The organism is Hydrogenophaga palleronii (assembly GCF_031457455.1).
In the GTDB taxonomy this organism is placed as follows: Bacteria; Pseudomonadota; Gammaproteobacteria; order Burkholderiales; family Burkholderiaceae_C; genus Hydrogenophaga; species Hydrogenophaga palleronii_A.
This window is the reverse complement of record NZ_JAVDWU010000005.1, coordinates 62,416-74,979: the sequence shown is the minus strand read 5'-3', so window position 1 is coordinate 74,979 and position 12,564 is coordinate 62,416. Positions and strand designations below refer to the sequence as shown.

At 63.6% G+C, this 12,564-nt stretch carries 11 protein-coding genes; 3 read left to right on the top strand and 8 right to left on the bottom strand.

Annotated elements, in window-relative coordinates; all coding sequences use genetic code 11:
• Positions 1–89: 89 nt before the first annotated feature.
• On the top strand, positions 90–548 hold the full coding sequence (locus tag J2W49_RS12975; protein WP_310316531.1) for a PA2169 family four-helix-bundle protein: 459 nt from the start codon (positions 90–92) through the stop codon (positions 546–548).
• 95 nt (positions 549–643) lie between these two features.
• Here J2W49_RS12975 and J2W49_RS12970 read toward each other — a convergent pair whose 3' ends face one another.
• The 6 genes from J2W49_RS12970 to J2W49_RS12945 form a co-directional block, all read right to left on the bottom strand.
• Positions 644–3,136 carry a membrane-bound PQQ-dependent dehydrogenase, glucose/quinate/shikimate family gene (locus J2W49_RS12970; RefSeq protein ID WP_310317323.1) on the bottom strand — a complete coding sequence of 831 codons (2,493 nt, stop codon included), beginning with the start codon at positions 3,134–3,136 and terminating at the stop codon, positions 644–646.
• A gap of 35 nt (positions 3,137–3,171) precedes the next feature.
• Positions 3,172–3,357: a DUF6496 domain-containing protein gene (locus tag J2W49_RS12965; RefSeq protein ID WP_310316528.1), complete on the bottom strand. Its 186-nt coding sequence runs from the start codon at positions 3,355–3,357 to the stop codon at positions 3,172–3,174.
• A gap of 56 nt (positions 3,358–3,413) precedes the next feature.
• On the bottom strand, positions 3,414–3,743 hold the full coding sequence (locus J2W49_RS12960; RefSeq protein WP_310316526.1) for a four-helix bundle copper-binding protein: 330 nt from the start codon (positions 3,741–3,743) through the stop codon (positions 3,414–3,416).
• A gap of 406 nt (positions 3,744–4,149) precedes the next feature.
• Complete coding sequence (locus J2W49_RS12955) at positions 4,150–4,521, bottom strand: hypothetical protein (RefSeq protein WP_310316523.1); 372 nt, start codon at positions 4,519–4,521, stop codon at positions 4,150–4,152.
• A gap of 126 nt (positions 4,522–4,647) precedes the next feature.
• Complete coding sequence (locus J2W49_RS12950; protein ID WP_310316520.1) at positions 4,648–6,087, bottom strand: sigma-54-dependent transcriptional regulator; 1,440 nt, start codon at positions 6,085–6,087, stop codon at positions 4,648–4,650.
• Between the two features lie 574 nt (positions 6,088–6,661).
• Positions 6,662–6,835, bottom strand: a complete 174-nt coding sequence (locus J2W49_RS12945; RefSeq protein ID WP_310316518.1) for a DUF1328 domain-containing protein — start codon at positions 6,833–6,835, stop codon at positions 6,662–6,664.
• A gap of 219 nt (positions 6,836–7,054) precedes the next feature.
• On the opposite strand from J2W49_RS12945, the gene J2W49_RS12940 reads away from it, so the two are divergent.
• Together J2W49_RS12940 and J2W49_RS12935 are read left to right on the top strand one after the other, a co-directional pair.
• Positions 7,055–8,047 carry an AI-2E family transporter gene (locus J2W49_RS12940; protein ID WP_310317319.1) on the top strand — a complete coding sequence of 331 codons (993 nt, stop codon included), beginning with the start codon at positions 7,055–7,057 and terminating at the stop codon, positions 8,045–8,047.
• A gap of 247 nt (positions 8,048–8,294) precedes the next feature.
• Positions 8,295–9,032, top strand: a complete 738-nt coding sequence (locus J2W49_RS12935; protein ID WP_310316514.1) for a Crp/Fnr family transcriptional regulator — start codon at positions 8,295–8,297, stop codon at positions 9,030–9,032.
• Positions 9,033–9,054: 22 nt separating this feature from the next.
• Here J2W49_RS12935 and ku read toward each other — a convergent pair whose 3' ends face one another.
• Both ku and ligD read right to left on the bottom strand, forming a co-directional pair.
• Complete coding sequence (gene ku / locus J2W49_RS12930) at positions 9,055–9,942, bottom strand: non-homologous end joining protein Ku (protein WP_310316511.1); 888 nt, start codon at positions 9,940–9,942, stop codon at positions 9,055–9,057.
• On the bottom strand, positions 9,939–12,527 hold the full coding sequence (gene ligD, locus J2W49_RS12925; protein ID WP_310316508.1) for a DNA ligase D: 2,589 nt from the start codon (positions 12,525–12,527) through the stop codon (positions 9,939–9,941). Before ligD ends, ku begins: the two co-directional genes overlap by 4 nt.
• Positions 12,528–12,564 lie beyond the last annotated feature (37 nt).

Here is a 12,564-nt window from a genome sequence, read left to right as displayed (position 1 = left end):
CGCTGATTGCCTGTATGGGGAGTCGCATGCGACCTCATGCCGGGCGCGCCATGCACCGGATTTCAACCCAACACCCTCAAAGGAATGTCATGGACAAGAAAGACGTTGTCGACACACTCAATACGCTGATCGAAACCTCCAAGGACGGCGAGTACGGTTTTCGCCTCAGCGCCGAACACGCCAAATCCCCTCAGATCAAGCAGATATTTCAGGCACGTGCAGCAGATTGCGCCCAGGCTGCGGCCGAATTGCAGACGCTGGTGATCAGGTATGGCGGCAAGGCCGAAACCGATGGCAGCACCACCGGTTCCCTGCACCGCGGATGGGTTTCGCTCAAGGGCACCCTGGCAGGGTTCTCCGACCAGGCCATGCTGGAGGAGACCGAGCGAGGCGAAGACGCCGCGCTGAAGCGCTACCGGGCCGCTTTGCAGAAGGACGATCTGCCGGCTGAGGTTCGCTCCGTCGTGGAGATCCAGTTTGAAGGCGCACAGCGCAATCACAACCAGATCCGGGCGCTGCGAGACCAGGCCCGTGAAATGAGCAACTGATTGCCTGCGTGGTGGGCCTGCAACCAGCGGGTTCACCTTCCAACCTGAAATGGGAAAGTCGCGAGACTTTCCCATTTTTCATGGCGCACGTGTGATCAGCGCTCCGGCTGCCGGACGGGCAAGGCGTAGGCGATCACGGAGTCACCCGCCTGGGTACCCAGCGAGCCATGTCCACCTGCGGCGACCACCACATACTGTCGCCCATCGCGCCCGGTGTAGCTCATGGGGGTCGCTTGTCCGCCAGCGGGCAGGCGGCTCTGCCAGCGCTGTTCACCGGTGATGACATCGTAGGCGCGGATGTAGTTGTCCAGCGTGCCCGAGAGGAAGGCCACGCCGCCAGCCGTCATGAGCGGCCCGCCCAGGCTGGGCACGCCCATCTTGAAAGGCAGGGGCAGCGGGGTCACGTCGCGAACCGTGCCGTTGCGGTGCTGCCAGACGATTTCCCCGCTCACCAGGTCCACCCCGGCCACATAGCCCCAGGGCGGCGCCTGACAAGGCAGGCCCAGGGGTGAGGTGAAAGGCCTCATCTTCACAGCGAACGGGGCACCCAGGTTCTCGTTGAGTGCCGGCAGATTGCCTTCAGGGGGTTTGTCACCCTGCACCATCAGCGCCGTATCGTCCGGCCGGGGAATGAGCTGCGACGTGAACGCGAGATAGGCCGGTGTGGTGAAGGCAACCTGGCGCACCGGGTCGACCGCGATGCTGCCCCAGTTGAACACGCCGAAGTTGCCCGGGTGCACCAGCGATCCTTTCACAGAGGGCGGCGTGAAACGCCCTTCGTAGCGCAGGCGGTGAAGTGCGATGCGGCATGCAAGCTGGTCGAACATCGTGGCACCCCACATGGACGCGCCCGTCAGCCGTTCCGGCGCGAAAGACACGGCAGACACCGGCTGGGTGGGCGCCGTGTGGTCCCCTTCGGCGGCGCCCTGCGGGGCCGGCACCTCTTTCACTTCATGCACCGGCTGGCCCGTGCGGCGGTCCAGCACGAACAGCTCTCCCTGTTTGGTCGGTTGCACCAGCGCAGGCACGGTGGCGCCGTTGATGGTGAGGTCCACCAGCGTGGGTTGCGAGGGCACGTCGTAGTCCCAGAGATCGTGATGCACGGTCTGGAACACCCAGCGCATACGGCCCGTGGCCAGGTCCAGCGCCACCACCGACGACGACACCCGCTCCACGGCTTCGCTGCGATTGCCGCCCCATTGGTCAGGCGGCGGGTTGCCCAGCGGCAGGTAGACCAGGCCCAGCGACTCATCCACGCTCATGATCGACCAGACATTGGGCGAACTGGCCGAGTAGGTCTGCCCCGGTGCCAGCGGCGTGTTGTCATCCGGCCGCGCCGGGTCCCAGTGCCACAGCAATTCACCGGTTTGCACATCGAACCCGCGCACCACGCCCGAAGGCTCGCTGGTGGTGACGTTGTCCAGCACGGTGCCGCCCACGACCAGCACCCGCTGCGACGCGACGACCGGCGACGTGGAATAGTACCCGCCCAGGCGCACATTGGGCATGCCGCGCCAGAGGTTGATCTGCCCGGTACCGCCACCAAAGCGCCGACAGACTGCGCCCGATGCCGGATCCAACGCAATGACCCGGCCGTCTGCCGTGGGCATGTAGAGCATGCTCGGGCAGTGGTCCGTGGCTGGGCTGTCCGCGGCCGCCACGGGCAGATCAGGCGCTTCGGGCAAGCCGGCGGCCGGCTCAGGTGCCGGAACCGCCGTGGGCGCGGGTGCGCTGTCGGCTGCAGGCGTGGCGCCGTTGCGTGACCAGTAAGAAAGCCCCCGACAGGTGAGGTGCTGCAAAGCCAGGCCGGAACGCACCTTCGGGTCGAAACGCCAGCGTTCTTCGCCCGTGGTGGCGTCCAGCGCAATGACATGCTGGTGGGGCGTGCAGATGAACAACTGGTCGCCCACCTTCAACGGCGTGACCTGGAAGGTGGTCTCCTCGGGATCGCCGGGTTGGCCGCGCACATCGCCCGTGCGGTAGTGCCAGGCTTCTTCCAGTTGTTCAACGTTTCGCGAGGTGATCTGATCCAGCGGCGCATAGCGCTGGCCGTGGCCTGTTCGTCCATAGGCATGCCATTCGCCCGCCGGCATCGGGTCTGCAAGGCTGGCAGGGGCGCGAGCGCCCGGCAAGGTGCCTTCAAGCGCAAAGGGGTCAACCACCCAGGAAGCCGCACCCACGCCCAGGTACAACACCAGCACGATGGCCAGCGCGCCACGGCCACCCCGCCAGCTTCTGGGCCCGCGCGTGGGCTGGTCACGCCCGGCCTGACTGTAAGAAGCGATGGGGTAGACCATGCGCCGCGCGACCCAGGGCGTCAACAGGAGCAGGCCGAACAGAAAGAACACATCCCCCCGCGCGGCCAGGCCCCACCATTCAAGCCCCACTTCCCACAACGACCAGAAAAGCGTGGCAAGCACGAGCGCCGCATACACCCACCAGGCCATCGGGCTTGCCTTGAGCAGCAAAAACGCGACCACCGCCAAGGCCAGTCCCGCCAGCACGTAGTAGGGGGAGCCTCCCAGGCTCACCAGCCACGCCCCTGCGCCCAGCAGCGCCAGCGTCATGAACGCCAGCGCAATGGCCATACCGGTGATCAGGCGGCTTCTTCGCACGCCCCCTGTCATGTCGACTTTCTGGAGCGCGGTGGCACCTTGGCGCCAGCCTCCCGCGCTTCCGACAGCCCGATCGCAACCGCCTGCTTGCGGCTTGTCACCTTCTTGCCCGAGCTGCTTTTGAGCTTGCCCTCTTTCATCTCGTGCATGGCTTCTTCCACCTTCTCAGATGCCTTGGGACCGTACTTGGCCATGGCGTCCTCCTTCATTGTTCAAACAGGGTCGATGTGCGCCTGACAGGCAGAAGCGCTCATGCGACCATCTGTCTGCATTCACCGGCACACGAACGGCAGGCTTCGGCACACGCCTGGCAGTGGTCTGCCTCGTGCCGTGCGCACTCGTCTGCGCAGGCGTCGCACACTTCGGCGCAAACGCGACAAATGGCCTTGGCGTTGACGCTTTCACGCGCCATGGCTGCCGCGGTCAGTTCGCAGAACGCGGCGCAGTCCATGTCCAGGGAAATGCATCGCGCCATGTGACTGACATCCGCTTCCTTCAGGCAGGCGGCCGAGCAGTGGTGGCAGGCGAGCGCGCACTTCACGCAGGCGTCGATGCAGCTTGCATAGGGATTGGGTTTCATGAGGGTTCTCCCTTCAAAGTGAGAAAAGTTGCGTGTGCAAGTGACAGCGAGGCACCGCAACCCGCCGGGGTCGGTCGACGCTCGGTCGGGGGCCGTGGCACGTGACCACAGGCCTTACGCCCTCCTTGACTCAACCCGGCGGGTCAGTCTTTCCGCTCCGCACGCCGCTGAGACAGGCGATCGGCCAGTTCGGCGTCGCTGTGCCCATCCCCCACGGGATCGGCCGTCTCATCTTCGACAAGCTTTCCCGCAGGGCCCTGGGACGCGGGCACCTGCGGGACCCGCCTGACGATCCCAGGGGGTGCAACAGCTGCCTTGCGCCGATGCGTAGGAATCGCATCAGCTTCGGGCTGCCCAGCACCAAGCGGCTGCGTTGGTCGGCTCACGGGTTTGGCGCAACGGGTGATCAACGGGTCACCCGGGCGATGACCGCGCCGGCCACCATGGCCAGAAGGACCGAGGTCAGCGGGTTCGCGCGAACCGTCTTGCGCAAGCCCTGCGTCCATTCATCGCCCAGCTCCCGCATGTGCTGCGCCTGCTCAGCGAGGGATTCATTGGCATGAGACACGCCGGACTCGATCTTCTCAACCGCTGGACCGGCCTTTTCGGCAAAGCGATCCACCGCATGGTGTGCGCCTTCGGTGACGCGGTTGAGTATCTGTTTGGCATGGCTGCCCCCGGAATTGGCCCCTGTGGCACCGGTCTGGCTGGCGGGGCCCTGCTGAGAGCTGAGGTCAGGGTCTCCGACAATGGCGGCACTGCGGATGTTTTCAGGCATCGTGATCTCCTAGGAAGTTGGCGTGGACAAACTCGAAGACATCACACCGTGATGCCTGAACGAGAAACCCGTTTGCGGCAATCGACGTGCCGACTGCGCTCCAACACCAGAAAGAAATCCCGAAACCTACTCTTCGACGTCCCTCTCAGCAGCGTACTGCTTGAGGCGGTTGTAAAGCGTCTTCAAGCTGACCCCCAAGGCAGCCGCCGTGCGCTCCTTCTGATGCCGGTAGTGGCGCAGCGTGGCCAGAATGAGACGTTGTTCGGCCTCGGCAATGGTGATCCCAATGGGAAGCTCGACCACGGCGCTCTGGGGCGCTGGGGCGGCTTGAGCGGTTTCGCGCTGGGGGGCTGGGACCTCGCTCTGTGGCACTGGCGCGTCCATGACAGGCGCAACGGCCATCTGCTCATCGCCGGCACCCGGTAGCCACTGCGCATCAATCTGCGTGCCTTGTGCCATGACATAGGCGCGGTGCACGGCGTTGCGCAGCTCCCTCACGTTGCCGGGCCACGAATAGCGTGCCAGCTGGTCCAGGGCTTCGGGCGTGAACGTTTTTGCGCGGCCCTCCTGCTCACCAATGCCGCGCAGGAAATGCTCTGCCAGCAAGCCCACGTCAGACAAACGCTCCCGCAACGGCGGCAGGTCGATGGGGAAAACGTTCAGGCGGTACATCAGGTCTTCGCGCAACCGCCCCGCCGCTACCGCCTGCTGAGGGGAACGGTTGGTGGCGGCCACGATGCGCACATCGGTCTCCTGGCTCTGCGTGGCGCCCACCCGCATGAAACGACCTGTCTCGAGCACCCGCAGGAGCTTGACCTGAAGGTCGAGCGGCATCTCGGTGATTTCGTCGAGAAAGAGCGTGCCGCCTGCGGCGCGTTCGAAGAAACCTTGGTGCTGGCGGTCTGCGCCTGTGAAGCTGCCCTTCTCGTGGCCAAAAATTTCGCTCTCGATCAGATGGGGAGAAATCGCACCGCAGTTGACACCGAGGAACGGCATCTTCCGTCGCCGGCTCAGGTCGTGAATGGTCTGTGCCACCACTTCCTTGCCCGTGCCGCTTTCTCCCGTGATGAACACCGTGACACCGGTGCCGGCCACGCGGGAAATCTGCTCATAGATGCGTCGCATGCTGGGCGCACGCCCCCACAGTTTCCCGAAATGACCGCTGGCTGCAAGTTTTGCCGTCAAATCTGCCACTTCTGCCTTCAGCACCGAGGGTTTTGTCACCCGCGAGAGCAGCCCTTGCAAATGCTTGTGGGTGATGGGTTTGACAATGTAGTCCACCGCGCCGAGTCGCAGCGCGAGAATGGACGTTTCCAGGCTCGCGTGGCCGGTCACCAGCACCACCTCGGAGTTCGACAACAGGTCGGGGTCGTTGAACAGGTCCATGCCGCTTCCGTCGGGAAGCTTCAGGTCCAGCAACACAATGTCGGGCGATTGAAGCGCCAGTTGCTTGCGCGCATCCAGCAGGTTGAAGGCGGTGGAAACGGTGAGACCTTCGCTCGCGATCAACGCCTTGAGCGTCACGGCCGAATCCACATCATCTTCTACGATCAGGGCGTGGGTCATGTGCATTCACCTTGAGTGGCGCGAGGGTGGCCGAGTGAGTGATGGCGCTCCCGCTGCAGTGGCACGCAATCCCACATGCCATGGCAACGCCTGTCACTGCCTCCCTGCGAAAAAATGCTCATCATGCCACTTTCCGCCCGGCATGATTGCACACCCCCGGGCCGCTGCGGTGAGCAAAATGCCTGCTTCCGAGGTTCGCCAGCCATCCCTTTGAACCGTGCCTCCCGCCATCCGCTTGGCGGGAGCGGATCAGCTCATCAGCATGCGGCAATGATCTTTCCGGGTGTTTGAGGGGGTTCCTGAATGGGTGGCTGTTCCGGGGGAACGGGCGGGTCCTCAATTTCAGGAGGCAGCTCGGTGGGCACCTCAGGGGGCGTTTCGGGGATGGGGGGCGTCGAGGGCGGGATGTTCGGTGTGTGATCCATCCGGATCGGCATTCGGGACTCATCCGGCGCGCCACTCAGGGCTTGCCATTTGTGGATGTCCGGGCAAACGAGGTTCATGGTGATCTCCTGCATCCACGCCAGCGTGGAAGGGTTTCAAGGTTGCAGACGGGCGTGTGCGGCTGTGGTGACTAAAAGACCAGCGTTCCCAGCAAAACGCCAAAAACGAGCACCACCAGGAAAATGGTGATGGCCAGAAAGAACAGAACCTTTGCAATGGTCCTGGTGCCTGAGGCAACGCCGCCAAAACCGAAATAGCCGGCGACCAGCGAGACAAGAAAAAAAATGATGGCCCATTTCAGCACGTTGGCTCCCGGTTGAGATTGACTTCCCCGATGTCGCGTATTCGATCATCTGAACGGAAGGCAATAGGTATTGCCCAATGGGCAATCCTCGTGCCAACGCATTGACTTTTCTCTGGCACCTCATTTGCCCCAACTTGTCCGGGCAGATGCGCACGGCCCCGGAAAGAGAAAACATTGAATCAAGAAAGCACGGCCGCCAGAACCCTTGTTCAAGCCTTTGTGGTCGCACTGGTTGTGCTGGCAGTGCTGCTGCTGTTGCGTGCGGCTGAGGCCTTCTTCGCGATTTTCGGAGGGCTGCTTTTCGCGATCATGTTCAACAGCGCCGCCAAATGGGTTCGTGCCATGACGGGCATGCCCTACGGCGTCTCCCTCGCCCTGTCCGTGGTGGTGCCCACCCTGCTTCTTGGCGTGGCGATTGCCTTCGGCGCTTCGGCCATGGCGGACCAGGCGTCCGAACTGGGAAAGCGCATTCCGGAGGCGGCGCGGCAGCTCGAAGACAGCCTGCGCCAGTGGCGGCTGACCCATCAACTGCTCGAACAGAAAGAGCGCATCAGGTCACTGCTGCCCGAAGGTTCAGAAGCCGCCGGTGCACTGGGCGGCTTCTTTTCGTCAAGCTTTGGCGCATTGGGCAATCTGGTCATCGCGCTGATCGTCGGCCTTTTTCTGGCCATTGATCCGCCCATGTACGTCAATGGGCTGATGCATCTGGTGCCTGTCGGCAAGAGGGACCGGGCGCGGGAAGTGTTGAATGCCGTGGGGTCTTCCCTGCGATCCTGGCTGGCTGCAAAGCTTGCGGCAATGTTGGTCATCGGGGTGATGACAACCGTCGGGCTGTGGCTGATGTCGATCGATCTTGCCCTGGTCCTCGGAATCGTGGCGGCCCTGTTGTCATTCATTCCAAACTTCGGCCCGATCATCGCGCTCGTGCCGGCTGCCCTCATCGGCTTGCTGGACGGACCGGAAAAAATGCTCTACGTGGTCATCCTGTACATGGGCATCCAGGCCCTGGAGAGCTACGTGCTCACGCCCATCCTGCAGCAACGCATGGTGGATTTGCCCCCGGCGCTCACCATCGTCGTTCAGGTGTTGCTCGGGGTGGTGGCGGGTGCAATGGGTCTGATTTTCGCGGCGCCCTTGACGGCGGCCGGAATGGTGATGATCCAGAAGTGGTATGTGCAGGATGTATTAGGCGACCGACCGCCAACGGGTTGATCAGAAAAGGAAATGACGCGGCGGGGTTCCATACACGGGCGTCTGCTTGGCAGCTTGGAATCCGACGAATGGAATCCGACAAGTGTTTTTCCCTGCTTTTTCCCCTGTTGCCTGCGCCAATCAGGACGGCGAAACGCCTTTTTTTTGACCGGGCAGAGAAGGGGTTGGCATGTCGTTTGCCATTGGTGTGCCATGACCGTGCAAATGCCCTGCATGGTGGCCTCAACCATTCTTTGAAAGGTTCAACATGCAAACCCATTCCAGCCCATTGGACAACCGCTTGCTGGCTTCACTGGGAAGTGCAGACTGGTTGCGCCTGCAACCCCACGTGGACCGCGTGGTGCTAAACCGCAAGGAATCGGTGTACGAACCGGGCCAGTCGCTGTCTCATGCCTATTTCCCCACCACGTCGCTCGCTTCCCTCATGCACGTCACGGAAGACGGCGATTGCGCCGAGTCCGCCCTCGTCGGCAACGATGGCATGTTGGGGGTGAGTCTGTTCATGAGCGGCACGCCCTCTTCGGGCTACGCGTCGGTGCTGGCCAGCGGTGAGGCCTACCGCATTCCAGCGGGCATTCTCATGCAGGAGTTCGAGCGCGCCGGGGACACCATGCGGGTGCTCCTGCGCTACACGCAGGCGCTGCTGACGCAGACCGCCCAGCACGCCATCTGTGCCCGGCACCACCTGGTCACGCAACAGGTGGCGTTCTGCCTTCTCCAGCAAGCTGATCGAACCAACAGCGATGAAGTGCTGATGACCCAGGAACAGATTGCCACGCGGCTGGGGGTGCGCCGGGAGGGCGTGACCGAAGGTGCGGGACACCTGCAAAAGCTGGGGCTCATTCGCTACGCGCGCGGCCATGTCGAGATCCTGGACCGGGAAGGCCTGGAAGACCAGGCTTGCGAATGTTATGGCGTGTTGCGCAACGAATACCAGCGGCTGCTGCCTGCCGCGCCCTGCCAGGAGTGCTTGCTGGCTGCCTGATCGGGCATCAGTTGCGCGCGCCTCACGCGCGCTTGGGCTGGGAGGCTTTGCCGGTGCCCCGGCCCGAGGTTGCTGATTTTTTCTGGTCTTTTCTGGGCCCTGGGCTCCCCTGGCGCTGCGCCAGGCTGCGTGCCAGCAGTTCGGTGAGGTCGACCACATTGGACGTCGTTGTCTTTTCCGGGGGTTCTTCGATGGGCGTCACCACCTTGGTATCACCTGCGGCAATTTTCTGTTTCACCAGCTTCTGCACGGCATCCACAAAGCGGTCCTGATAGCGTTCGGCGTCCCAGGTGGTGGTCATGTCGCCGATCAGCTGGGTGGCCATCTTCAGCTCGGCCGGTTTCACACCCGCGGCCGCTCTGCCTGCGGGCGGCAATTTCAGCTCGTCCACAGGCCGGATCTCGCTGGCCCACCGGATGGTGTTGAGCACGAGGCCAGGCCCCATCGGCACCAGCGCGGCCAGATGTTCCTTGGTGTGCATCACCACGCGCGAAATCCCGATCACCCCCGCCTCGAACATGGCTTCTCGCAGCAACGCGTACACCTTTTCACCTTTGCCGATGGGCTCCAGGTAGTACGGTTTTTCCAACAGCAGGAACGGAATCTCGGCGGCCTGTACGAAGGTCTCGATGTCGATCGACTGTGTGGAGGCGGGGTACGCCGCCTTGATCTGCTCGTCGGTGACGAGCACGTAGTCGCCATCTTCCTGTTCAATGCCCTTGACGATGTCGGTGCCCTTGATGGGCTTGCCCGTGCGCTTGTTGATGCGCTGGTAACCCACGGGATCCATGGTCCGCCGGTCCAGCCAGTCGAAATCGATCCCCGCATCCTGGGACGCGGGATACAGCGCCACCGGCACATGGACCAGCCCAAAGCTGATCGCCCCTTTCCAGATGGCGCGGGGTTTCATGGCCGGTACCCCAGCATTTTCATGGGGCCCGTGAGCGAACGCGCTGCGCGGGCATAGTCGCGCCAGGGCGCATTGCCGACGGAAAGCCGGTCCGGCACGTTCCGGATGTTCCAGTGATCGCCGCCGCTCAGTGCGTCCAGTTCTTCCCATTCCACCGGAACCGACACGCCCATGCCGGCCCGTGCCCGTGCCGACCAGGCACTGACGGTGGTGGCACCGCGGCCGTTGCGCAGGTAGTCCACAAAGATCTTGCCCACGCGGTTTCTGGGGCCACTTTTGGCCACGAAGCGCTGCGGAATGGTCTGGCTCATGTGCTCGACCACCGCCTGGGCAAAGCCCTTGACCTCGTCCCAGCCGTGTTGCTGGCGAATCGGCACCACCACATGAAGGCCCTTGCCGCCACTGGTCTTGAGGAAACACCGCAGCCCCAATTGATTGAGCATCGCCTGCGTGAGCACGGCCGCCTCCTGCACCTGCGCCCAGTCCACGCCCTTGCCCGGGTCCAGATCAAAGACCAGGCGGTTGGGCTTCTCGAAACTGCGCGCCAACGCGTTCTGGGTGTGGAGCTCGATCACGTTCCATTGCGCGGCCGCCAACAGGCCTGTGCGCTGGTTGATCGCGATCAACGGGGGCTTGCCCGGGGAGAGCTGGCGGTCCAGCTGCGCGATGCCGGGCAGGTCCGCCGACAGGTGCTTCTGGAAGAAGGTCTGGCCATCGATGCCTTGGGGTGCCCGCAGCAGCGCGACGGGTCGCTGTTTCACATGGGTGAGCATAAGTTCGGCCACGGCATCATAGTGTCGGTAAAGATCGAGTTTGGTGGCGCCGGTGCTGGCATCGATGACACGCTGCGCGTGGGTGACACGCACAGGCCGGGTCGAGGTGGGGGCTTTGGCTGGCATGGGCGGTACAGGAGAGGGAGAAGCAGACGCGGATGTGTCCGCAGGCGGTGGCCATTCGCGTTCCACGCTGCGAGCCGGCTTGTCCTCTCGCAGGCCCAGAAACACGGCATGCCGGATATGACCCTGGCTGGTCCAGTCGGAGAACGTCACCTCCGCCACCAGACGGGGTTCGAGCCAGTGAGGCCGGGCGGTCACACCAGGGCGCTTGCTGAAAGGGCTGGTCGACCGGCTCAATGGCTTCATGCGGCGCAGCAGCTGGGTGAGGGTTGAGCCGCTGAAACCGGTGCCCACGTTGCCGACATGGTTCAAGACCCCCTCTTCGTCGAACACCCCCAGCATCAGCGCGCCCAACTCGGCACGAGAATTCTTGCCCTCGGTGTAGCCACCGATCACAAACTCCTGCCGCCTGCCGCATTTGAGCTTGAGCCAGTCGGTGTTGCGTGCCGCGCGGTAGACCGAATCCTTGCGTTTGGCAATGACGCCCTCCAGCCCGAGCCGGCAGGCAGACGACAGCACGTCGGCCCCGGCGCCCTCGAACGCGGCGCTGAACCGAACCACATCAGAATCCACAGTGGCCAACAGACTGGCCAGCTTGTTGCGCCGCTGTTGCAGCGGCAGCGACCGGAGGTCGTGCCCATCCACAAAGGGCAGATCGAACACATGGAACACGACGTCCGCGGTTCGCCCGTTCTCGAAGCACCGCTGCAGGGCGCCAAAGTCCGGCAAACCTTTGTCACCCGGCACCACAATTTCGCCGTCGTACCAGCCACTGGGCAAGGGCATGTCCAGCAACACCTGGTGCAAGGGCTTGAGCCGCGCGGTCCAGTCGAGGCCGCTTCGTGTGAAAAGCTTCACCTGCTTCTTCGCCTGTGCACCTTCGATGCGTGCCAGCAGACGGTAGCCGTCAAACTTGATCTCGTACTGCCACTCGGCATCGTCGGGCGGGAGCTTTTCCGATCGCGTGGCCAGTTGTGGCGTGAGCCTTTCCGGCAGTTCTCCGGGCACGGCCTCTGCCGGCCAGTCGGATTGCCCCAAAGGCGTCTGGGGACCGGCTTCCGCAGGCATGCCGAGTGAAGCCACGCTGTTAGGTTCTGCCTCGACGATGCTGAATTCTTCTTCCGGCCGGGCGAATCCGTCGCGTTCCTTCAGCAGCAACCACGCCGGTTTTTTCGGGTCATGGCCCTTCATGCGCACCAGCGCCCACTTGCCGCGCAGCTTATGGCCCTGGAGTTCGAACTTCAGGCTGCCCTTGCGCAAACCCGCCCGGGCGTCGGCCAGGGGATGCCAATGGCCCTTGTCCCACACGACGACCCGGCCGGCACCGTACTGGCCGGCCGGGATGCGGCCCTCAAACTCGGCATAGGCCACGGGGTGGTCTTCCACCTCGACGGCCATGCGTTTGACCGCCGGGTCCAGGCTCGGCCCCTTGGGCACAGCCCAACTCCTCATCACGCCGTCGAGTTCCAGACGAAAGTCGTAGTGCAGCCGGCTCGCCCAGTGCTTCTGCACCACGAACTGCGCTGTGGCGCCTTTTTCTGCCGCCTGACCCGCTGGCTCCGGGGTGACGTGGAAGTTGCGTTTGATCCGGTAGGGCGTCAGCAGATCGCTCTCCGCAGGGGATACAGAGCCCCTGGCGCGCCTGGGCTGAGTGCCGCTGGTGGACGGTGAGCGGGAGCGTGTGGCCATGCCCGATCGGGGCAATTGGCGAGCCTGCATGGATCCC

What these genes read in the sequence shown, in the direction of transcription:
- J2W49_RS12975 (WP_310316531.1), top strand. Translation starts at nt 90, where the DNA reads ATGGACAAGAAAGACGTTGTCGACACACTCAATACGCTGATCGAAACC.
- J2W49_RS12970 (WP_310317323.1), bottom strand. Translation starts at nt 3,136, where the DNA reads ATGGCCATTGCGCTGGCGTTCATGACGCTGGCGCTGCTGGGCGCAGGG.
- J2W49_RS12965 (WP_310316528.1), bottom strand. Translation starts at nt 3,357, where the DNA reads ATGGCCAAGTACGGTCCCAAGGCATCTGAGAAGGTGGAAGAAGCCATG.
- J2W49_RS12960 (WP_310316526.1), bottom strand. Translation starts at nt 3,743, where the DNA reads ATGAAACCCAATCCCTATGCAAGCTGCATCGACGCCTGCGTGAAGTGC.
- J2W49_RS12955 (WP_310316523.1), bottom strand. Translation starts at nt 4,521, where the DNA reads ATGCCTGAAAACATCCGCAGTGCCGCCATTGTCGGAGACCCTGACCTC.
- J2W49_RS12950 (WP_310316520.1), bottom strand. Translation starts at nt 6,087, where the DNA reads ATGACCCACGCCCTGATCGTAGAAGATGATGTGGATTCGGCCGTGACG.
- J2W49_RS12935 (WP_310316514.1), top strand. Translation starts at nt 8,295, where the DNA reads ATGCAAACCCATTCCAGCCCATTGGACAACCGCTTGCTGGCTTCACTG.
- ku (WP_310316511.1), bottom strand. Translation starts at nt 9,942, where the DNA reads ATGAAACCCCGCGCCATCTGGAAAGGGGCGATCAGCTTTGGGCTGGTC.
- ligD (WP_310316508.1), bottom strand. Translation starts at nt 12,527, where the DNA reads ATGGCCACACGCTCCCGCTCACCGTCCACCAGCGGCACTCAGCCCAGG.